This window comes from Streptomyces xinghaiensis S187 (assembly GCF_000220705.2).
In the GTDB taxonomy this organism is placed as follows: domain Bacteria; phylum Actinomycetota; class Actinomycetes; order Streptomycetales; family Streptomycetaceae; genus Streptomyces; species Streptomyces xinghaiensis.
Window position 1 is genome coordinate 406,703 of record NZ_CP023202.1, and the last position, 20,059, is coordinate 426,761.

Annotated in this window: 17 protein-coding genes and 1 pseudogene; 12 read left to right on the forward strand and 6 right to left on the reverse strand. The window is 73.3% G+C overall.

Going from position 1 to position 20,059, the window contains the following annotated elements:
- Positions 1-10: 10 nt before the first annotated feature.
- The 3 genes from SXIN_RS01840 (at position 11) to SXIN_RS01850 (ending at position 2,802) form a co-directional block, all read left to right on the forward strand.
- Positions 11-604 carry an ALF repeat-containing protein gene (locus tag SXIN_RS01840; protein WP_019708183.1) on the forward strand — a complete coding sequence of 198 codons (594 nt, stop codon included), beginning with the start codon at positions 11-13 and terminating at the stop codon, positions 602-604.
- A gap of 159 nt (positions 605-763) precedes the next feature.
- Positions 764-1,306 carry an ATP-binding protein gene (locus SXIN_RS01845; RefSeq protein WP_238153643.1) on the forward strand — a complete coding sequence of 181 codons (543 nt, stop codon included), beginning with the start codon at positions 764-766 and terminating at the stop codon, positions 1,304-1,306.
- Positions 1,307-1,647: 341 nt separating this feature from the next.
- Positions 1,648-2,802: a PP2C family protein-serine/threonine phosphatase gene (locus tag SXIN_RS01850; protein ID WP_050930736.1), complete on the forward strand. Its 1,155-nt coding sequence runs from the start codon at positions 1,648-1,650 to the stop codon at positions 2,800-2,802.
- Between the two features lie 42 nt (positions 2,803-2,844).
- Here the strand turns inward: SXIN_RS01850 and SXIN_RS01855 are convergent, their stop codons facing one another.
- Entirely contained in the window at positions 2,845-3,108 is a 264-nt protein-coding gene (locus SXIN_RS01855; protein WP_157916234.1) for a type 2 periplasmic-binding domain-containing protein, read from the reverse strand.
- A gap of 615 nt (positions 3,109-3,723) precedes the next feature.
- On the opposite strand from SXIN_RS01855, the gene SXIN_RS01860 reads away from it, so the two are divergent.
- The 5 genes and pseudogenes from SXIN_RS01860 to SXIN_RS01880 all read left to right on the forward strand — a co-directional run.
- The gene (locus tag SXIN_RS01860; RefSeq protein ID WP_039820854.1) at positions 3,724-4,365 is read left to right on the forward strand and encodes a DUF4956 domain-containing protein; all 642 of its coding nucleotides are present in this window, start codon (positions 3,724-3,726) and stop codon (positions 4,363-4,365) included.
- Positions 4,362-5,195 carry a polyphosphate polymerase domain-containing protein gene (locus SXIN_RS01865; protein ID WP_019708179.1) on the forward strand — a complete coding sequence of 278 codons (834 nt, stop codon included), beginning with the start codon at positions 4,362-4,364 and terminating at the stop codon, positions 5,193-5,195. Before SXIN_RS01860 ends, SXIN_RS01865 begins: the two co-directional genes overlap by 4 nt.
- A 251-nt stretch (positions 5,196-5,446) precedes the next feature.
- Positions 5,447-7,294: a CotH kinase family protein gene (locus SXIN_RS01870; protein WP_202859781.1), complete on the forward strand. Its 1,848-nt coding sequence runs from the start codon at positions 5,447-5,449 to the stop codon at positions 7,292-7,294.
- 217 nt (positions 7,295-7,511) lie between these two features.
- Positions 7,512-9,374, forward strand: a complete 1,863-nt coding sequence (locus SXIN_RS01875; RefSeq protein WP_202859783.1) for a CotH kinase family protein — start codon at positions 7,512-7,514, stop codon at positions 9,372-9,374.
- A gap of 215 nt (positions 9,375-9,589) precedes the next feature.
- Positions 9,590-10,708, forward strand: a pseudogene (locus tag SXIN_RS01880) (glycoside hydrolase family 43 protein); the annotation flags it as partial.
- Positions 10,709-10,735: 27 nt separating this feature from the next.
- Here the strand turns inward: SXIN_RS01880 and SXIN_RS01885 are convergent.
- Positions 10,736-11,767, reverse strand: a complete 1,032-nt coding sequence (locus tag SXIN_RS01885; RefSeq protein WP_095756478.1) for an AraC-like ligand-binding domain-containing protein — start codon at positions 11,765-11,767, stop codon at positions 10,736-10,738.
- Positions 11,768-12,131: 364 nt separating this feature from the next.
- On the opposite strand from SXIN_RS01885, the gene SXIN_RS01890 reads away from it, so the two are divergent.
- The 3 genes from SXIN_RS01890 (at position 12,132) to SXIN_RS32665 (ending at position 14,491) form a co-directional block, all read left to right on the forward strand.
- Positions 12,132-13,088, forward strand: a complete 957-nt coding sequence (locus SXIN_RS01890) for a hypothetical protein (RefSeq protein WP_157916235.1) — start codon at positions 12,132-12,134, stop codon at positions 13,086-13,088.
- A gap of 83 nt (positions 13,089-13,171) precedes the next feature.
- The gene (locus tag SXIN_RS01895; protein ID WP_019708175.1) at positions 13,172-13,645 is read left to right on the forward strand and encodes a hypothetical protein; all 474 of its coding nucleotides are present in this window, start codon (positions 13,172-13,174) and stop codon (positions 13,643-13,645) included.
- A 282-nt stretch (positions 13,646-13,927) separates the two neighbouring features.
- Entirely contained in the window at positions 13,928-14,491 is a 564-nt protein-coding gene (locus tag SXIN_RS32665) for a peptidoglycan-binding domain-containing protein (protein WP_095756480.1), read from the forward strand.
- A gap of 43 nt (positions 14,492-14,534) precedes the next feature.
- On the opposite strand, the gene SXIN_RS01905 is transcribed toward SXIN_RS32665, so the two are convergent.
- Genes SXIN_RS01905 through SXIN_RS01915 form a run of 3 tightly spaced genes read right to left on the reverse strand, consistent with a single transcriptional unit; the run spans position 14,535 to position 16,915 of the window.
- Entirely contained in the window at positions 14,535-15,944 is a 1,410-nt protein-coding gene (locus tag SXIN_RS01905; protein ID WP_157916236.1) for a sensor histidine kinase, read from the reverse strand.
- A gap of 22 nt (positions 15,945-15,966) precedes the next feature.
- Positions 15,967-16,644, reverse strand: coding sequence for a response regulator transcription factor (locus SXIN_RS01910; RefSeq protein ID WP_039818088.1), 678 nt, complete (start codon positions 16,642-16,644; stop codon positions 15,967-15,969).
- 19 nt (positions 16,645-16,663) lie between these two features.
- Complete coding sequence (locus SXIN_RS01915) at positions 16,664-16,915, reverse strand: hypothetical protein (protein ID WP_019706369.1); 252 nt, start codon at positions 16,913-16,915, stop codon at positions 16,664-16,666.
- Positions 16,916-17,361: 446 nt separating this feature from the next.
- On the opposite strand from SXIN_RS01915, the gene SXIN_RS31445 reads away from it, so the two are divergent.
- Positions 17,362-17,526: a hypothetical protein gene (locus SXIN_RS31445; RefSeq protein ID WP_337589342.1), complete on the forward strand. Its 165-nt coding sequence runs from the start codon at positions 17,362-17,364 to the stop codon at positions 17,524-17,526.
- A gap of 198 nt (positions 17,527-17,724) precedes the next feature.
- On the opposite strand, the gene SXIN_RS01925 is transcribed toward SXIN_RS31445, so the two are convergent.
- Entirely contained in the window at positions 17,725-19,944 is a 2,220-nt protein-coding gene (locus SXIN_RS01925) for an NADP-dependent isocitrate dehydrogenase (protein WP_019708174.1), read from the reverse strand.
- Positions 19,945-20,059 lie beyond the last annotated feature (115 nt).

The window sequence follows — 20,059 nt, forward strand, 5'->3', positions numbered from 1 at the left end:
TGGTTGACCCTTGAGACCGACCCGCGCGACCCTCGCCGTGACCGCCGTCGCCCTCGCCCCGGCCCTGCTGCTCGCCACGCCGTCCCCGGCCACCGCCGCGACGCCGCCGACGGCCTCCGTGGCGTCGGACGTCGGCTCCCCCTACGACGACATGGACGCGGACGACCTGCGCATCGCGATCCTCCGCATCCTGTCCGACCCCGACAGCGGCAGGCGCGTGACCCAGGAGGCCAACGAACTCCTCGACCACGGCACCGTGAAGGAGATGCGCACCTGGCTGGAGACCGGTTACCGCCTCGCCCAGGCCGAGGACGACCGCGTCGCCATCGCCCGGATCCTCGCCGACCCCGACAGCGGCAGGGCCGTCATCCGCGAAGCCAACGAGGCCCTCGACGACGGCAGCCCCGAGGCCGTACGCGCCTTCCTCGAAACCGGCCTCCGCCTCGCCCAGGCCGAGGACGACCGCGTGGCCATCTTCCGGATCCTCGCCGACCCCGGCATCAGCGACGCCCTGCGCGCGGCGGCAAGCGCCGCCCTGGACGACGGCACCCCCGAAGCGCTGCGCCACTTCCTCGAGGTCGGCCAGTACGAGGTCGGCGGCTGAGCCGTCTCGGGCACCCGGAGATCCACCCCAGCGCTCCCCTCGTGCCGTCCGCCGCGCGGCGCACACTCCGCCTACACCGGCCGGATGCCCGCCCACGGTTCCGGACCGTCAGCGCGTCCCTCCTCCCCAGGGGACGCGCGGGGCGGAACCGTGGACGCCATGAACAGCGCACGTCCACATCCACACCCGAACCTCCCGCTCGCGACCGGTGACACCGGCGCCACCGCCGCCGCGGCCCCCGCCGGATCCGAACCGGCCGGGCGGGAAACCCCTTGCCCCGTCCGGGAGTTCGCCATGAGCTTCACCGCCACGCCGCGCGGGGCGCGGCTCGCACGGCGGCTCGTCTCGCACCGGCTGCACGAGTGGGGCCACCCATACACCTCGCGGGTCAACGAGACGCTGACCCTCATCACCGGTGAGCTGGTCTCCAACGCCGTGCGCCACGGCCGCGTGCCGGGACGGGACTTCCGGGTGGTCCTCACGGAGGGCACCGGCGCCCTGCGGGTGGAGGTGACCGATACCCGCGCCGAGCGGGTGCCGCCGCAGCCGGCCGCCGAGCCGCCGGGGGACGCCGAGTCCGGCCGGGGCCTGCTCCTCGTCTCCCGGCTCGCGGACGGCTGGGGCGTCACCCGGCGCACCGGTGCCCCGGGCAAGACGGTCTGGGCGCGGCTGGCGGTGGACGGGCGGGGTCCGGCTGAATGATCGGCGGCCCGGCGGCCCGGCGCCGAGGAGGGCCGCGGGCGGCGGCCGCACTCGGATTCCTGCGGCGCCTCGGGTGCGGCCGTGCCTGCGCCGGGGACCGGCCGGGGCGCCCGCCGCGTGGGTACTCCATGCGTGCGGCCTGCCGGGTTCCCGGCTCGGCTCGCGCGGCCGCCGCAACCGGCCGGGGTGGGCGTCATCGTGGCGCTTCGGGCTCTCGGGAAGAGGCCGCTCGCGTGTCGCGGCGGCACGGCGGGGTCTGCGGCGCGCCTCGGCCGCGTGGTAGGTGTCAGTCCTCGCAGGATGTCTCAGACACCGCCGGACGATCACCTCAGGGACACGGGATGCGCAAGGGCCGTACGGAAGCGATGGAAGCGATGGAGAGGCGTCGGCGGCTCCGGTGGCTGCCGGCCGCGGTGATCGCGGTCGCGGTCGTGCTCGACGTGGCCACCCCGGGGGGCATCAGTGTGTTCCCGCTGCTCGCGGCCGCCCCGAGCGTGGCCGCGCCGCTTCTCTCCCTGCGCGGGACGATCGCCACCGGTGTGGGGGCCACCCTGGTGGGAAGCGAACTGCTGTACCTGTCGGGGGAGCCGACCCAGGAAAGCCTCGTGGCGGTCACCAGCATGGTCGTTCTCACCGGGACCGCGGCGGTCCTCAATGTGCTGCTGACGCGGGACCGGCGGCAGTTGAGGACGAGCCGCGAGGTGGCGGCGGCGGTGCAGCAGGCGGTGCTCGCGGACCCGCCTCCCCGGGTGGGGCGGCTGGCCGTGGCCTCCCGGTACGAGGTCGCCCACGAGGAGGCCGCCATCGGCGGCGATCTCTTCGCGGTCAAGGAGACCCCCCACGGCGTCCGGATGCTCGTCGCCGATGTGCGCGGCAAGGGACTTCAGGCGGTCCGTACGGTCAACGCCCTGCTCGGCTCGTTCCACGAGGCCGCGGAACACCGTCCGGATCTGCCGGGTGTCGTCCGGCAGCTGGAGGACCGGATGCAGGACACCATCGCGCAGGCGAGCGGGGAGGAAGGCGAGTCGTTCGCCACGGCCGTCGTCGCGGAAATCCCCCCGGACAGCTCGGCGGTGCGGATCGCCAACCGGGGCCACCCCGCGCCGCTGCTGGTCCATGACGGCGGGGTGAGCCCGCTGGAACCGGCCACACCGTCACTGCCCCTGGGCCTGGGGGTCCTCGGCGGCGGCGGCGACGTCCCGGTGGACCGGTTCGATCTGCCCGGCAGAGCCACCCTGGTGCTGTTCACCGACGGCATCGACGAGGCCCGTGACGCGGACGGCGTCTTCTTCGACCCCGTTCCGGTGCTGTCACGGCCTTTCCCGCCCGATCCGGACGCGGTGCTCGACGCCCTCCTCGCCGCCGTCCTCCGGCACACCGGGGGGACCCTGCAGGACGACGCGGTGCTGCTCGCCGTCACCCCGGACGGGCGCGACACCGTCGCGGCGGGCGTGCGGCGGCACGACGCGGTGGCGCGCCCACGGCATGACGGGTAGGCCGGCCCGCCCGTCGTTCGGGTCCGCCCGGCCCGCCGGGCATCAGTCGTCCGAGCACGAGTAGTCGTCGACGGTTTCCGGCGCCGGCTTGTCGTGCTGTTCAAAGTCCGGGTCCTCCTTGGCCGGCCCGGGAAAGTGGCTCCGGAAGGCGTTGCGCCAGTCCTGGTCCGTCCCGAGGAATCGGCGCAGCGCGTCGGCGATCTTCCGGCAGTCGCCTTCCCTGCCTTCCTGGAGGCCCACGCCGTAGCGCTGGGGGGAGCCGAGTTCCAGCTTCTCGACCACCTTGATGTCGTTGTACCGCTCCACGGTGCCGCACATCGCCTGCCGCGGTCAGCGGTTGCCGCCACTGGCGCCCCGGAACCTTCGGCGCGCCTCCGGGGGTGTCGGATCAGGCTTCCCGTCCGGCGCTCACGCCTCCGTGGTCACAGCGGCAGCCGTCCGCCCCGACTCTTCACACGGTGCGCAATTTCGTTCCGGAAGGTTTCCGGTAACTGGACGGGGCGCAGCCTCTCCGGTGAGCAGCCGGACCTCTCTTATCGGCCAGGGCCGCGCCCTGAGCGAAGCGGCTGAGCTGGGCGGTCCAAGGGCGGAGAGAGCGAGAGAAGCCCTCGTTTCCCGCCGGAAACTTTCCGGTAACCACAGCGCGACCGACAGTTCCGGTCACCTGAGAACGTGATCCCCGCCACAGGGGTGTTCGACCCGCCGACCCATGGCCTGAGCTGCCGCGACGCCTTGCGGACGAGGAGCCGCACGGCCCGGACGGCCGCCGGCATCCGGAACGTGACCTGCGCGTTTCCCGGATCATGATGGGCCGGAAGTGGATGGCGGCCGCAGTCGTACCACATTTACCGTTCTTGTCATCGCCAGGCCGGTGCTGGTTCACCGCGCGTACACCCCCCACATCACCGGAAGGGACCCGCCATGGCCCAACCTGTCCTGTTTCTCTGCGATATCGCCGCAGTGAGCCTCCTGGTGTTCGGCCTCTACTTCCCACGCCACCGCCGCCGGGACCTGGTGGTGGCCTTTCTCGGTGTCAACGTCGGTGTGCTCGCGGTCGCCAGCTCCCTCGCCAACAGCGGCTCCAACACCGGGCTCGGCCTGGGCATGGCCCTCTTCGGCGTCCTGTCGATCATCCGGCTCCGTTCCACGGAACTCGACCAGCACGAAGTCGCCTACTACTTCTCCGCGTTGGCCCTCGGCGTCCTCGGCGCCATGTCGACCTCCAACGTCTGGCGGTCCGTCGGGCTGATGGCGCTGATCCTGGCCGTGCTCTACGTGGGCGACCATCCGCGGCTGTTCCGCAGCTACAGACGCCAGGTGATGGTGCTGGACACGGCGCTGCCCGACCACACCGCGCTGGTGGCGCACCTGGAGAACACCCTCGGTACCCGGGTCCACTCGGCCACCGTGCAGCGGCTCGACCTGGTCAACGACACCACCGTGGTGGACGTCCGCTACCGCAGCCTCCCCGCGGGCCGCGGCGCCAAGGGCGACACCGCGGCCCGTACCGGGCCGGCGCCCACCGCCGGAGCGGGCGCGTCCCCGCTGACGGTGCGGCCGTGAGCGCCCCCGCACCGCTCGGTGCCGCGCTCGGCGAGCTGCCGTCCATCGGGCTGGACGAACTCCTCGCCTGCGCCATGCTGCAGACCCGCGTCGACCGCAAGTACGTGCTGCCGGCCGACGCGTTGACCACCCTGCTGACCCGGATACCCGCCGACACCAGGGTCCTGGAGATCGACGGTGAGCGCCGCTTCGCCTACCGGTCGCTGTACTTCGACACCCCGGACCTCATCAGCTACCGCCTGACCGCTCACCGCCGGCGCCGCCGGTTCAAGGTCCGCACCCGGGTCTACGAGCAGTCGGACGAGTGCTGGCTGGAGGTGAAGACCCGCGGCTCCCGCGACAACACCGTCAAGGCGCGCCTGCCCTACGCGCCGGACGACCACGACACGCTCGTCCCCGGGCGGCCGTTCGTCGACACCACCCTGGCCCGCAACCGCATCGACGGCAGCCACCGGTTCACGTTCGTGCCGACGCTGACCACGCGGTACCACCGCGCCACCCTCTACCTCCCGGGCACCAACAGCCGCGTCACCATCGACACCGGGCTGGTGTGGCAGGACGGCGACCGCGAGCTGCGCCTGCCGCACATGGCGATCGTGGAGACCAAGACGGGCTCCACGGCCTCCCCCGTCGACCGGCTGCTGTGGCAGAACAAGTACCGGCCCAGCCGCATCTCCAAGTACGCCACCGGCCTCGCCGCGCTGCGCCCGTACCTGCCCGCCACGCCCTGGCGCCGCACGCTGCGCCGGGACTTCCAGGAGGTGACGTCCGGCGCCGACGACACGTACCCGCCGGCGATGGAGCTGTCGGGCGCCTGCGCGTTCGGCTGAGGTCCCGGGCGGCCGAGGTCCCGGCCGGTGACACGGACCGCCGTCAACGCCCGCGGCGCGGGCGGGGGTCCGGGTGCCGGGTGCCCTGCCCGCCGCCCGGCGGCACGTAGAAGCACAGCACGTAGCACGTGGAAGCACTCACACGTACGCACACACAGATAGCGGAACGCGGGCCCGGCGGCAGCCAACGGCGTCTGCCGCCGGCACGCCGTGCCCCTTCGCAGAACTCCAGATGATCGAGGTGTTGCTCTGTGCGCAGAACACGGATGGGCGCGGTGGGCCTGCTGGCCGCGGTGTCCCTCGTCATGACCGGCATGACCGGTCCCGCCGGCGCGGACGGTGATCCCGCGCCACCCGACAGATCCTGGGCCCAGGAGGCCCGGGCAGCCCAGGAAGCGGGGATCAAGAAGACGTCCGGTGGTGACGCGGCCAAGGCACCCGCGCCCACCAAGGCCGACATCGCCGCCGGCAAGCAGTCGGCGGAGGACCTCACCGGTGACATCACCTTCTCCACCCCCGGCGGCACCTTCCAGAACGAGGTGTCCGTCTCCCTCAGCACCACCATCGCCAACGCCCAGATCCGCTACACCACCAACGGCCAGCTGCCGACCGCCTCGTCGACGGTGTACTCGGGCCCGCTGCGTCTCACGAGCACCACGCAGCTCCGCGCCCAGGCCTTCGTGAACGGGACCGCGAGCGGCGATCCCGGCACGGCCGTGTACGTCGCGCGCAGTGTCAACGCCAACCACGACCTGCCGCTCCTCGTGCTGGACGCCTACGGCGGCGGGAAGCCGGACCGCGAGTGGGCGGACGTCGCCGCCATGGTCATGGAGCCGGAAGGCGGGACCACCTCGCTCGGCGCGGCGCCGGCGGTGTCCACCCGGGCCGCATTCCATCTGCGCGGTCAGTCCTCGGCGACCTTCGAGAAGGCCCCGTACCGGATCGAACTCCGCGACAACGATGACGACGACGCCGACTACCCGGTGCTGGGCATGCCGGCCGAGTCCGACTGGGTGCTCCGCGGGCCGTTCCCGGACAAGACCCTGGTCCGCGACGCCTTCGCCTACACCCTGGGGCAGGAGATGGGGCTGCAGACGCCCCGCCACCGGTTCGTCGAGGTGTATCTGAACCTGGACGGGCAGCCGATGGGCGCCGACGACTACCAGGGCGTCTATCTGCTCGACGAGAACATCAAGGTGTCCCCGAACCGGCTGGACATCGCCAAGCTCAAGAAGAGCGACCTCACCGAACCGGCCGTCACCGGCGGCTACGTCATGAAGTTCGACGCCTGGGCGGCCGAGGAGCCGAAGCTGCCGTGCACCGGGCAGGAGTGCTGGTCGGATCTGGAGGTCACGGAACCGGACGACCTCCAGCCCGAGCAGCAGACGTGGATCACCCAGTACGTCCAGAAGCTCCACAACGCGCTGCGCAGCGCCAATCCCTCCGATCCGCAGACCGGATACCCCGCCTACATCGACGTCGACTCGTTCGTGAACCTGATCATTCTCAATGAGATGGGACGGCAGGGCGACTCCTATATCCGCAGCATGTACATGTACAAGGACCGGGGCGGCAAGCTCACCGCCGGGCCGCTGTGGGACTACGACCTCGGGTTCAACGCCATACCTAACGGCAGCCCGGTCGATGGGTGGCAGTTCCAGCCGTTCTTCGGCTTCGGCACCACCGACTGGTTCCTGAAGCTGATGCAGGACCCGTCGTTCAACCAGAAGGTGCAGGCCCGCTGGCAGGAACTGCGCCGCGGCGTGCTGTCCGACGCGCAGCTCCGCAACCGGGTCACGCAGCTGTCCTCGCCCCTGGCCAACGGCGCCCAGCGCAACTTCCAGAAGTGGCCGAACCTCAACACCAGGCAGGTCGGGCCGTTCCAGACCCAGACCACCCAGACCTGGCAGGAGCAGCTGACGCTCATGCAGAACTGGCTGGTGCAGCGGGCGAACTGGATCGACTCGTCCGGATGGCAGGTCGACCAGGGCGGCGGTCAGCCGCCGTGGCCGCAGGCGCCGGGAGCCCAGGAGAAGGCGGCACCGCTCCTGCCGCATCTCCGCGAGGCGGCCGAGCGGCGGCAGGGTTCCTCCGGCTGAGGAACCGGCACCGCCGCACCACGGCGGCACGCGCCCGCGGTTGAACCCGCACATCGCACATATCGGCACCGGGGCCGTCGGCAAGCGCCGGCGGCCCTCCGCCGTATCCGGAACCCTCCGGGCGCCGGGCGGCGTCCGTGCGCCCCGGTCCCCAGCGCCCACCCCCGCATCCCCCATCACCCCTTTCCCCCGACGTCATGAAGTGAGGTGTCGAACGGTGCGCAGAAGACGAACCGGCGGCGCGGTCGGCGTACTCGCCGCGCTGTCCATACTGCTGACCGGTCTGACCGGTCTGACGGGCTACGCGGCCGCCGGCGGCGAACCCGCCCCGCCGGCCGCCGGTCCCCCCGGGCAGGCCACGACGGCCACCAGCACGGTCGGCGGCGGCCCGGCGGCGGCCGCGAAGACCGTCCGGACCGCCATCGGCGAACGCGCGGCGAACACCACCACCATCACCACCGGAACCGGCACGGCCGACCCACCGGCCCGGCCGGAGGCGGCGGACGACCTGTCCGGTGACATCGCCTTCTCCGTGCCGAGCGGCACCTTCGAGGGCGAGGTGTCCGTCGCCCTGGACACCGCCGTCACCGGGGCCGAGATCCGGTACACCACGGACGGGACCCTGCCCACGGCGGACTCGCCCCGCTACGCTGCCGGAACCCCCCTCCGGTTCACGGCGACCACGCAGCTCCGCGCGCAGTCCTTCGCGGACGGTGCCGCTCGCGGCGAGCCGGGCACCGCGATGTACATCGCCCGTTCCGTCGACGCCACCCACGACCTGCCGGTCATGGTCATGGACGCCTACGGCGCGGGCGCACCCGGCCGCGACTACCAGGACGTCGCCACGCTGCTGATGGAGCCGGTGAGCGGGTCCGCCTCGCTCGGCGACGCGCCGGCGGTCTCCACCCGGGCCGCGTTCCATCTGCGCGGGCAGTCCTCGGCGACCTTCGAGAAGGCCCCGTACCGGCTCGAACTCCGCGACAACGAGGACAAGGACGCCGACCACGCCATGCTCGGCATGCCCGCCGACTCCGACTGGGTGCTGCGCGGCCCGTTCTCGGACAAGTCCCTCATCCACGACGCCTTCGTCTACAGCCTGGGCCGGGACATCGGGATGCAGGCACCGCGCTTCGAGTTCGTCGAGCTGTATGTCAACACCGACGGAGAGCCGCTGGCCGCCGACGACTACCGGGGCGTCTACATGCTCGTCGAGACGATCAAGGTGTCACCCGACCGGCTCGACATCACCCCGCTGCGGGACGCGGACGTGACGGAGCCCGCGGTCACGGGCGGCTACGTCTTCGCGTTCGAGTGGTTCGCGGCCGAGGAGCCGACGCTCCCGTGCACCGGCACCGGCTGCTGGCAGGACCTGGAGGTCAAGGTGCCGTCGTCGCTCCGGCCCGAGCAGCGGACCTGGCTGACGGAACATGTCCGGGCCTTCCACGACGCCCTGCGCGGGCCGGAGCCGTCCGATCCGCGGACCGGCTATCCCGCGTACATCGACGTCGGCTCGTTCATCGACCAGATCATCGTCAACGAGCTGACCCGCGAGATGGACTCCTACATCCGCAGCCAGTACTTCCACAAGGACCGGGGCGGCAGGATCACCGCCGGTCCGCTGTGGGACTACGACCTCTCCTTCGGCACCGGCGGCTATTTCGAGAACCATCTGACGGAGGGCTGGCAGTTCGAGCAGACCCGGCAGCCGGTGGCGAACGACTGGTTCATCCGGCTGATGGCCGACCCGGCGTTCGCCCGGCAGGCCGAGGCGCGCTGGCAGGAGCTGCGCCGGGGGCCGCTGTCCGACGAGCGGCTGAACAGCCGGATCGACGCGCTGGCCGCGCCGCTCGGCGACGCCGCGCGGCGCAACTTCGAGCGGTGGCCGAACCTCACCGATCCCGTGGTGGGCTTCTTCCAGACCCCGACCGCCGACACCTGGGAGGGGCAGGTGGAGTTCATGCGCGACTGGATGACGCGACGCGTCGCGTGGCTGGACACCTCCGGCTGGCAGCCGGGCGCGGAGCCCGCCCCGGAACGGGGTACGGGCGCGGTCCCGGGCTCGGGGGCCCAGCGGTACTGATCCCGTCCCCGGGCCACACGGCCCGGCCCCCGGTGCCCCGGTGGCGGCGGCCCGCGCCGCCGCCACCGGGGCACGCCCGGCGCGGTGTTGACCGACAACGCAGTAAGCGCATACTGGCGGACAGCGACGCGCGCCCGCGCCCCGCTCCGCGTCGCCGCTCCTGCGCACGGCCATTCCGCAACCCTCCCCCACACTGGTTCGGGAAAGTGGGACGTATGCCCGGGACCCCCCGTTCACCGCGCCGCGGCCTCGGTGCCGCCGTGCTGACCGGCACCCTCACCCTCCTCCTCGCGCTCCTCGCCGCGACCGCCGGACCCCCGGCCGCCGCCGGCCCCGGCCCGCGCCCCGGCGCCCCGCCGGGCGCCGGGGGCACGTCCGCCGCCGAGCCGTACGCCGGATACGTCTTCACGTACTTCACCGGTGAGGGCACCGCCGACGGCGAGCAGGTGCACATGGCGCTGAGCGACGGCAACGACCCGCTGCGCTGGCGGGAGCTGAACGGCGGCGCCCCGCTGCTCCGTTCCACGCTCGGCGACCGCGGCGTGCGGGACCCGTTCCTCATCCGCTCCCCGCAGGGCGACCGCTTCTATCTGATCGCCACCGACCTGCGGATCCACGGCAACGGCGACTGGGACCGCGCCCAGCGCCACGGCAGCCGCTCCATCATGGTGTGGGAGTCGGCCGACCTGGTGAACTGGTCCCCGCAGCGGTCCGTCCGGGTCTCCCCGCCCACGGCCGGCAACACCTGGGCCCCGGAGGCGTACTGGGACGAGAGCCGCGGCCAGTACGTCGTCTTCTGGGCCTCCAAGCTGTACGCGGCCGACGACCCGCAGCACACCGGCAGCAGCCACAACCGCATGATGTACGCGACCACGAAGGACTTCACCACCTTCAGCGAGGCCCGGGTCTGGCACGACCCGGGCCACTCGGTGATCGACTCCACCGTGATCCGCCACGGGGGCGTCTACCACCGGTTCACCAAGGACGAGCGGAACCAGAGCCCGTCCGCCCCCTGCGGCAAGTTCATCACCCAGGAGCGCTCCACCGACCTGCTGGCCTCCTCGTGGAGCCCGGTGGCCGACTGCATCGGACGTGAGGGCGCGGCGGGCCCGGGGATCAGCCGCGGCGAGGGCCCGGCGGTGTTCAAGTCGAACACCGAGGAGAAGTGGTACCTGTTCATCGACGAGTTCGGCGGCCGCGGCTACGTGCCGTTCGAGACCACCGACCTCGCTTCCGGCCGCTGGACGATGTCCCCCTCCTACGACCTCCCCGCCTCGCCGCGCCACGGCACCGTGGTCCCGGTCACCGGGGCCGAGTACGACCGCCTGGCCGCCCGGTAGGGGCGCGCGGGCACGACCGGGTCAGGTTGCGGCCGCCTCCGGGGCCGCCGCGGCCGGGCCGCCGGGCGGGGTGCCCGCGCCACGCGGGGCCAGGGCCAGCTGCCGGTAGGCGCTGGGCGGCAGGCCGTAGGTGGCACGGAAGCTGCGGGTGAAGTCGCCGGGGCGGGTGAATCCCCAGCCGGCGGCGATGGCCCGGATGGGACGGGACCGCTGGCGCGGGTCGGCCAGGTCCCGGCAGGCGTGTTCGAGGCGCTGGCGCCGGACGAAGGCGGCGACCGTGGTGCTCTGCTGCTGGAAGAGCCGGTGCAGGGAGCGGAGGGAGATGTGGTGGGCGCCGGCGATGCGGGCCGCTGTCAGCAGCGGGTCGCCCAGATGCTGCTGGATGAAGGTGTGGATGTGCAGGGTGAGGGCCTGCCGGCGGTTCTCGTCGGGGAGGTCCGCGGACTCGGCGAGGCACTGCGTGACGGTGGCCGCGAACAAGTCGCGTAAGACGGCCGACAGTCCGGCGGTGTCGGCGGGACCGTACTGGTCGGCCCGGCCGGTCACCTGGGTGAGGAACTGGACGAGCAACTCGGCGAAGCCCTTGTCCCCCGGGATGCGGACGGCGGTCATGCGGTCCGCGGCCCCGGCCGGCAGCGGCACGAGACGCTTGGGGATCTGCGCGACGATGTGTCTCGCGCGCCCGGACGGGGCGGAGACCCGCCCGTGGAAGGGCCGGGAGGAGTCGTAGAACACCAGGTCGCCACCGCGCAGTTCGGCGTTCCGGCCGGACTGGGAGAGCTGCATCCTCCCGCTCAGCGGGAGGGAGAGCTGATAGCACTCCGGGTCCGCGCCGCGGATCAGTTCGGGCGTGCGCGCGATGCTCAGCGGCTGGACCGTGAGGGCGGTGATCCGGGCGCTGCCGAGTTCCAGGACGTCGGCGCTCGCCTCGAAGTCGCCGGTATGGCCGCTGCGCACCACGACGGGCAGCAGCGCGGCCCGCGCCTTCTCGTACCACCAGGTGAAGCGTTCGGCTGCGGGAAGGCCCTCGGTCGTCAGGCGTGTCACGATCATTGTGCTCCCTTGTCCGGGCCACGGTGCTGTCGTCGGTGACCGGGGCCGCGGGTCCGCCGGCGGACGCGGGGGGTCGGGCCCGCGCCGCACGATGACCGGCGAGCGACCACAGTGACCGGTCGTGGGTTGCCCACGCGGCCCGGTCGGCAAACGCGCCGGTCGGGGCAGTGCCGGGGCAGTGACCGGAGAACACGGCGGCCGGGTCACGGGCCGCGCCCCCGGCTGGCGCTCGGTGCGCAGGGGCTGGCGCTGGGTGCTCAGCAGCCGGGGCGCCCCCTCCCCGAGACTCGTCCCGCAGGCACCGGTGATCCCACGCCTCACGGGCGTGACACGGGTCCGGGCTGTTCGCTCCGGGGGGTGGCACATGATTCCACGGCTTCGCGCCGCGGTGGGCAAGGGCTTGGCGGCCGCATGCGCGGGGGTGGTTCTCACCACCACGGCCCTGCTGTCGGGATGCGGCCGGGCGGACGCCGGCGCGGCGGCGGACGGCCCGGCGGCCGCCCGGGCGGCCGGCACGATGCCCCGGGAACTGACCCCGGCCGAGCAGGCCGTGGTGGAGCGGGGCGAGGAACGGCTCGTCGGGTCCTGCATGCGGAAGAAGGGCTTCCGGTACTGGCCCGGGCGCGTGGCCGGCGCCGCCGAGCGGCAGGGCCACGGTTACGTCCTGCACGACGTGGACTGGGCGGAGCGGCACGGGTACGGCGGCCGGTTCGCCGCCGAGGCGGAGAAGGCCCGGCTCGCCGACCGGAACACCGCGTACGCCCGGTCCCTGCCGAAGGCCGAACTCATCCGCTACAGCAAGGCGCTCGACGGCACCCCGGAGCAGGGGGTGGTCAGCGTCGAACTGCCGGCGGGCGGCACCGTCCAGACCTTGCGCGGCGGCTGTCTGGAGACCGCCGCGGAGCGGCTGTACGGCGACTTCCCGGCCTGGTTCCGCGCCAAGAAGACCGCCACCGGGGTGGCGCCCCTGTACACCCCGGGCATCCTCGCGGACGAGCGCTTCCGGCGCGCGCTCCGGGCCTGGGCGTCCTGTATGCGGGAGGCCGGTCACCCGTACGCCGGGCCGCCCGAGATCCGCGAGAAGCTGCCCGCCCTCACCCGCGGCATGGACGCCGCCGAAGCGCACGCCGCGGAAGTGGAGCTCGCCGTCGCCGAGGCCACCTGCGCGACGGACACACCCCTGTACCGCACCGCACGCGCGCTCGACCGCGAGTACCGGGCGGAGAAGCTCGGGCGGTACCGCGACGAGATCGCCGCCCACCGGCGCATGGGCCTCACCGCGCTGAAGCGGGCGAGGGCCCTCCCGGGCGCGGCGGACTGATCGATCCCCCAGGACTCCCCCGGCCGTCCAGCCGCGGGGCGCACCGATCCACGGAGACCCACCAGCAGAAGGAGCACCACACCATGCGCAAAATCCCCGCCGTCCTCGCCACGCTCGCCCTGGCGGCTCTCGGAGCGGCCGTTCCCGCGACCACCGCGCAGGCGGCCCCCACCGGTGCGCTCGCCGGCTGCGCGGACGCCTGGCCCTCGGCGACCTCCGGCTACTTCTACGCGTACTCCGGTTACGGCTGCAGCGGCTTCCTCGGAAAGGCCTATGGCAACGACTCCAACTGGGGTGACAGCGGCGGCTCGTTCCAGGGCGGCGACACCAACAGCGCGAGCTCGATCCTCCACAAGGGGACGTCCGGGAGCGCCGTCGCGGTCTACAACGGCACCGGTACCGGCTGGACCGGCGGCTACGCCTGCATCGCCAAGTCCGAGTACTACGTCAGCGACCTGAGCGACAACTACTTCACCAGCGGGGCGAAGGCCGACAACGCCATCAGCTCCCACCGGTGGGTGTCCAACGCCGCGTGCAACGGGAACTGGCTCACCTGATCCCTCCCCGCGGGCCCGGCCCGTCCGGCGCCCCGGCAGGCGGAGTCCGCCTGCCGGGGCGTCCCCGCGTCCCCTGGAGCGGCCGGGGCGGCGACCGGCCGCGCGCCCCGGGGCACCGCGCCGGCGGCGGCTGAAAATTTCAACTCGCCGCGGGCGGAGGGTCGCTGCCGCCTACAATCGCCAGCGAGTCCACCGGCCGCCGGCCGGAGCGGAAGACGGGGGGATCGCCGACTCGCGGGTGGCAGCGGACCAGCCGCCTCAGCGAAGGGAAGGCTGGCAACGATGCCTGTTGGGCGGCACAAGAACGCGGAGCGGTCGCACCGGCGGTGGCGCGGGCGCCTGCTGCCGGCCACCGGAGTCGCGGCCCTGGCGCTGCTGGCGTTCGCCCTGGTCCGGATGCTGGGTGCCCCGATCGACCCGCCGGAGTCCCCGACGATCCAGGCGAAACCCAGCCCGGTGCCGTCCGCCACCACGACCGTGACCGCCCGGCCCTCCCCCGCGCCCGTGATCACCACCACCGTCCCGCCGACGGCCCCGCCACCGCGGATCGCGCCGAGTTCCGCCCCGCCGTCCGCGCCGTCCCCGCCGGAGGCCGGCGGTCCGTCGGGGACGGCGGGCACCGGGGACGCCGGCCGGACGATGCGGCGCGGCGACGAGGGGGCCGAAGTACTGCGCCTGCAGGAGCGGTTGCGCGAGGTAGGGGTCCAGACGGCTCCGCTCAACGGCACCTACGACCAGCCGACCGAGGCCGCGGTGCAGAACTACCAGTCCATGCGCCGTATCGAGGCCGACCCGCCGGGCGTGTACGGGCCGGCCACCCGCAGCGCCCTGGAGGCCGAGACCTGACGGGTCACGGCGGGCGGGGCCGGCCCGGGTTCCGGGCGGCGGTTCAGGTCTCCCCCGTGCCGCCGCCGGCCGCGTTCCGGGGCGGGCCGCCGCTCGCGTTCCGGTGGCCGCTCCGCCCCGGCCACCGGTGGCCGTTGCCGCTCGCGTCCACGGCCCCGCCGTCCGGTACGGGTCCGAAGACCATCGTGACCCGGGCCCCGCCCCACGGACTCCGGTCGACGACCAGGCGTCCCCCGGCGGCCTCGGCCGCCTTGGCGGCGATGTCCAGCCCCAGGCCGCTCGACCCGCCCTCGCTCGCGCCGCGGGCCGCCGCGAGGGCCGGGCTCTCGATGCCCGGCCCGGCGTCCTCCACCACGAGGCGGGGGGCGCCCGACAGCACACCCGCCTGCACCCCGCAGCCCGTGCCCGGCGGCGTGTGCCGGAAGACGTTGCCCAGCAGCGCGTCGAGCGCCGCGGTCAGGTCGTCCGCGGGGAGGTCCACCGGCAGCGGGCCGCGTCCCAGCCACACCCGGCACTCCCGGCCCTGCGCCTCGGCCAGCGCCGACCAGAACTCCATCCGGCCGCCCACCACCGCGGGCAGGTCGCTGGACGCGCGGCCGGGCAGCCGCTCCCGGGCCGGTCCGCTCCGGGTGGTGCTGATCAGGCTCGTCACCTCGCGGTCCAGGGCCGTCAGCCCGGCCCGGAGGCGGGAGTCGGCGGGGACGGCGAGCAGGTCCGCCTCCAGCCGCAGGGCCGTCAGCGGTGTGCGCAGCCGGTGCGAGAGGTCGGCCAGCAACTCCCGTTCGGCGCGCATCAGTTCGTCGATGCGGTCGGCCATGGCGTTGAAGGCCCGGCCCACGCGCCGGACCTCGACCGGGCCCTCGACCGCGACACGCCCGCGGAAATCCCCCTCGCCCACCGCCGCGGCGGCCCGCGCCAGCTCCGTGGCGGAGCGGTTGAGCCGGCGCGCCATGCGGTCGGCGCCGGTCACCGAGATCAGGGTCAGCGCGGCCACGGCCCCGGCGAGCAGCAGCCAGGCCGTGAGCACGCCCTCGGAGCGTTCCTCCTCCCGTACCGCCGACTCGACCACGGCCGTCCCGCCGTCCGGCAGGGAGACCGGCAGCAGCAGGACCTCCTCGCGGCCCGGTGGCCGGACCCACAGGGCGCGCCGCTGCTCCGCCGCCCGCTCGGCGTACGCGGCCGGGGCGGGGCAGCGGCCCACCACGCCGCCGCCGAGGCGGACGCAGGTGGACAGCGCGTCGTCGCCGGAGCTGCGCCAGGCGGCGGCGAGTTCGCTCCGCCGCTGGGTGGCGCCGAGGACGGTGACCAGGGTCGCCGCCCGCCGTTCCGAGGTCTGCTGCGCCCGTTCGGCCGCCTGCTGGCGGGCGAAGAACGCCAGCGGCAGCGCGAAGGCGAGGGCGGTGAGCAGGGAGATGCCGAGGGAGAGCCGGGCGTGCCAGCCTCGCAGCGTCATGGCGTCCGCCACCCCCGTGAGGTCATGACCGGGGCGCTTCGAGCCGGAGTCCGACGCCCCGCACGGTGTGCAGGTAGCGGGGGGCGGCGGCGGTCTCCCCCAGCTTGCGGCGGAGCCAGAAGAGGTGGACGTCGATGGTGCGTTCGTAGACGTCGCTGCCGCGCCAGACCTCGGTCAGCAGTTCGCGGCGGGTGACGACCGCGCCCGCGCGCCGGGCCATGTAGGCGAGCAGGTCGAATTCGCGCCGGTTCAGTTCGATGGTCTTCCCCTCCAGGGTGACGCCGCGCGCCTGGAGGTCGAGGACGAGGTCGCCCACCTGGAGCCGGGAGGGAGGGGCCTGTCCGGACCTCCGCAGCACGGCGTGCACCCGGGCGGCCAGCTGCTCGCTGGAGAACGGTTTCACCAGGTAGTCGTCGGCGCCGTCGCGCAGCAGCCGGACGATCTCCGCGTCCTCGTTCCGCGCGGTCGCGATGATGACGGGGACGCGGCTGACGGCCCGCAGCATCCGCAGCACCTGGCTGCCGTCCAGATCGGGCAGTCCGAGGTCGAGCACGACGAGATCGGGAACGGGCGGGGTGATGCGGCGCATCAGCTCGATGGCGGTGCCGACCGCCGTGACGTCGTAGCCCGCGGCGGTGAGGGAGCGGGTGAGCACGTCACGGACGAGGTCGTCGTCCTCGACTACCAGTACCGTGGGCATGCCGGAACGGTAGACGAACTCAGCGGGGCAGACCGGCGGTCGGCGGGGAAACACTGCAATCGGGGCCGTTCCAGGGGGAGATGACGAGTTTCTCCACCAGAAGCGCCGCTCCCCGCCGGTGGCGGAGGGCCGGGGCTCCGGCGGCACGGTCGAGGGCCGCGCGCCGGGCGAGCCGGGGGTGCGGGGCCTCCACCACATAGAGCTGGACACCGGGTATCCGGCCTCCGGGTTCGTCGCGCAGCGTGGGAATGCTGACGATCCACTTGGTCATCCCGGGACGCCCCTTCCGCCGGTGCCTGTGCGGCGTTCCGGGTGCGGGGCCGGGCGGCCGCCGGTCTCCGCGGCACCCTCGCACATGGGCCTTACCGTCCCTTCGTCGCCACCTCCGCCGGGGGCGCCCGGGCGGTGGTGAAGTCCAGCGGTCGCGCGGTGCCGCCCCGGGGGCCCGGCCCCCGAGGGGGCGTTGGGGACCGGGCCGGGGCCGGGTGCGTCGCCCGGCCGGGTGCCGTCCGTCCGGAGCGGGAAGCCGGCGCACGGGGGTGGCGCTTCCCGGGTGGACGGTGCGGAGGATGCGTCCGATGGAGGGTTTCGGTGACCGCACCCTGAGCGGCGGTTCTCATCATGCCGGAGAAAACCGCGCGCCACGGGGCGGGTGGGAGCGGAAAAGTCCAGGGAGAACGTGCGGTAAGACGCAGTTAACACAGCGGCCGCGGCCGGGTGCGAGCCAACGCCTTCTTCGACGGCACCGGCGCGACCGGCCCGGCCCTGGTCCTCGCCGGCTGGGTCGCCCTCGGTCTGGTGCTGCTCCTGATCGCCGACCGCCGCGGCAGGGGCACCCGCCCCGGCACGGCGGCAGCCGAGCCGCGGACCGCCGCGGCCTGACCCGCCCCGCGACGCCGGCGCCCGGACGTCCGCCGTATCGACTCCGCGGCGGGCGTCCCGGTGTCCGCGGCCGCGCACACCACCTCCCCGCACACACCACCGCCCCGGCCGGGCGCGATGCCGGCCGGGGCGGAGTCCTGCGGGTGCGGGCCGGGGCGGAGACCCGGAAGGTCCCGCCCCGGTGTCACGGCCGCCGGGTCAGCTCAGGCTCGCCAGCGCCTGGTTGAGGGTCTTCGACGGGCGCATGACCGCCGAGGCCTTGGCCGGGTCGGGCTGGTAGTAGCCGCCGATGTCGGCCGGGGAGCCCTGCACCGCGGCGAGCTCGTCGACGATCGTCCGCTCCTCGGCGGCCAGCGTCTCGGCGAGCGGCGCGAAGGCCTCCGCGAGCTTCGCGTTGTCGGTCTGCCGCGCCAGCTCCTGGGCCCAGTACAGGGCCAGGTAGAAGTGGCTGCCGCGGTTGTCGATACCGCCGATCTTGCGGCTGGGCGACTTGTCCTCGTTGAGGAACGTGGCCGTGGCGCGGTCGAGGGTGTCGGCGAGCACCTGGGCGCCCGGGTTGTCCGTCGTCTGCGCCAGGTGCTCGAAGCTCACCGCGAGGGCCAGGAACTCGCCCAGGCTGTCCCAGCGCAGGTAGTTCTCCTTGACGAGCTGCTGGACGTGCTTGGGCGCCGAGCCGCCCGCGCCGGTCTCGAAGAGCCCGCCGCCGTTGATGAGCGGGACGACCGAGAGCATCTTGGCGCTGGTGCCCAGCTCCAGGATCGGGAAGAGGTCCGTCAGGTAGTCGCGGAGGACGTTGCCGGTCACGGAGATGGTGTTCTCGCCGCGGCGGGTGCGCTCCAGCGAGTACGCGGTCGCGTCGACCGGGGACATGATCTCGATGGTCAGGCCCTCGGTGTCGTGCTCGGGCAGGTAGGCCCGGACCTTCTCGATGAGGTTGCGGTCGTGGGCGCGGGTCTCGTCCAGCCAGAAGACGGCCGGGTCGCCGGTGGCACGGGCGCGGGTGACGGCCAGCTTGACCCAGTCGCGGATCGGCACGTCCTTGGTCTGGCACATGCGGAAGATGTCGCCGGGGGCGACGCTCTGCTCCAGCACCGTCCCGCCCTTGCCGTCCACGGCGCGCACGGTGCCCGCCACCGGGATCTCGAAGGTCTTGTCGTGGCTGCCGTACTCCTCGGCCTTCTGCGCCATCAGGCCGACGTTGGCGACCGAACCCATCGTGGACGGGTCGAAGGCGCCGTTCGCGCGGCAGTCGTCGATGACGGTCTGGTAGACGCCCGCGTAGCTGCTGTCCGGGATGACGGCGAGGGTGTCGGCCTCCTCGCCGTCCGGGCCCCACATGTGACCGGAGGTGCGGATCATGGCCGGCATGGAGGCGTCGACGATGACGTCGCTCGGGACGTGCAGGTTGCTGATGCCGCGGTCGGAGTCGACCATGGCCAGTGCCGGGCCGTCGGCCAGCTCCGCCTCGAAGGACTCCTTGATCTTCGCGCCCTCGGGCAGCGCGTCGAGACCCTTGTAGATGGCGCCGAGGCCGTCGTTCGGGCTGAGGCCGGCCGCGGCCAGCGCCGGGCCGTACTGGGCGAAGGTCTTCGGGAAGAAGGCGCGCAGCACATGGCCGAAGATGATCGGGTCGGAGACCTTCATCATCGTGGCCTTGAGGTGCACGGAGAACAGCACGCCCTCGGCCTTGGCCCGGTTCACCTGGTCGGCGAGGAAGGACCGCAGCGCCGCCGCGCGCAGCACGGCCGCGTCCACGACCTCGCCGGCCAGTACGGGTACGGACTCGCGCAGGACGGTGACGGAGCCGTCCTCGCCCACCAGCTCGATGCGGAGCGAGCCGTCCTCGGCGATGACGGCGGACTTCTCGGTCGAGCGGAAGTCGTTCTCGGCCATGGTGGCGACGTTGGTCTTCGAGTCGGCCGACCAGGCGCCCATGCGGTGCGGGTGCGCCTTGGCGTAGTTCTTGACCGAGCCGGGCGCGCGGCGGTCCGAGTTACCCTCGCGCAGGACGGGGTTGACGGCGCTGCCCTTGACCTTGTCGTAGCGGGCGCGGATCTCGCGCTCCTCGTCGGTCTTGGGGTCGTCCGGGTACGCCGGCAGCGCGTACCCCTTCTCCTGCAGCTCGGCGACGGCGGCCTTCAGCTGCGGGATGGAGGCCGAGATGTTCGGCAGCTTGATGATGTTGGCACCGGGGGTCCTGGCCAGCTCGCCGAGCTCGGCGAGGGCGTCGTCGATCCGCTGGTCCTCCTTGAGGTACTCCGGGAAGACCGCGATGATCCGGCCCGCCAGGGAGATGTCACGGCTCTCCACGGTGACCCCGGCCTTCGAGGCGTAGGCCTCGACCACCGGCAGGAACGAGTAGGTCGCCAGGGCCGGGGCCTCGTCGGTGTGCGTGTAGATGATGGTCGAGTCAGTCACCTGGTGCTCCGCTCCACGTCACGTCGATAACATTGCTCGACATCAAGATATCTCCTGACCCCGGCTGCCACGACAGGGCCCTGCCCGGTGCGGCGACGGGTTCCCCTCGGCCGTT

Coding starts and splice junctions, on each gene's coding strand:
- SXIN_RS32665 (WP_095756480.1), top strand. CDS start 13,928: ATGCCTGTTGGGCGGCACAAGAACGCGGAGCGGTCGCACCGGCGGTGG.
- SXIN_RS01895 (WP_019708175.1), top strand. CDS start 13,172: ATGCGCAAAATCCCCGCCGTCCTCGCCACGCTCGCCCTGGCGGCTCTC.
- SXIN_RS01850 (WP_050930736.1), top strand. CDS start 1,648: ATGCGCAAGGGCCGTACGGAAGCGATGGAAGCGATGGAGAGGCGTCGG.
- SXIN_RS01915 (WP_019706369.1), bottom strand. CDS start 16,915: ATGACCAAGTGGATCGTCAGCATTCCCACGCTGCGCGACGAACCCGGA.
- SXIN_RS01845 (WP_238153643.1), top strand. CDS start 764: ATGAACAGCGCACGTCCACATCCACACCCGAACCTCCCGCTCGCGACC.
- SXIN_RS01890 (WP_157916235.1), top strand. CDS start 12,132: ATGATTCCACGGCTTCGCGCCGCGGTGGGCAAGGGCTTGGCGGCCGCA.
- SXIN_RS01910 (WP_039818088.1), bottom strand. CDS start 16,644: ATGCCCACGGTACTGGTAGTCGAGGACGACGACCTCGTCCGTGACGTG.
- SXIN_RS01860 (WP_039820854.1), top strand. CDS start 3,724: ATGGCCCAACCTGTCCTGTTTCTCTGCGATATCGCCGCAGTGAGCCTC.
- SXIN_RS01885 (WP_095756478.1), bottom strand. CDS start 11,767: ATGATCGTGACACGCCTGACGACCGAGGGCCTTCCCGCAGCCGAACGC.
- SXIN_RS01905 (WP_157916236.1), bottom strand. CDS start 15,944: ATGACGCTGCGAGGCTGGCACGCCCGGCTCTCCCTCGGCATCTCCCTG.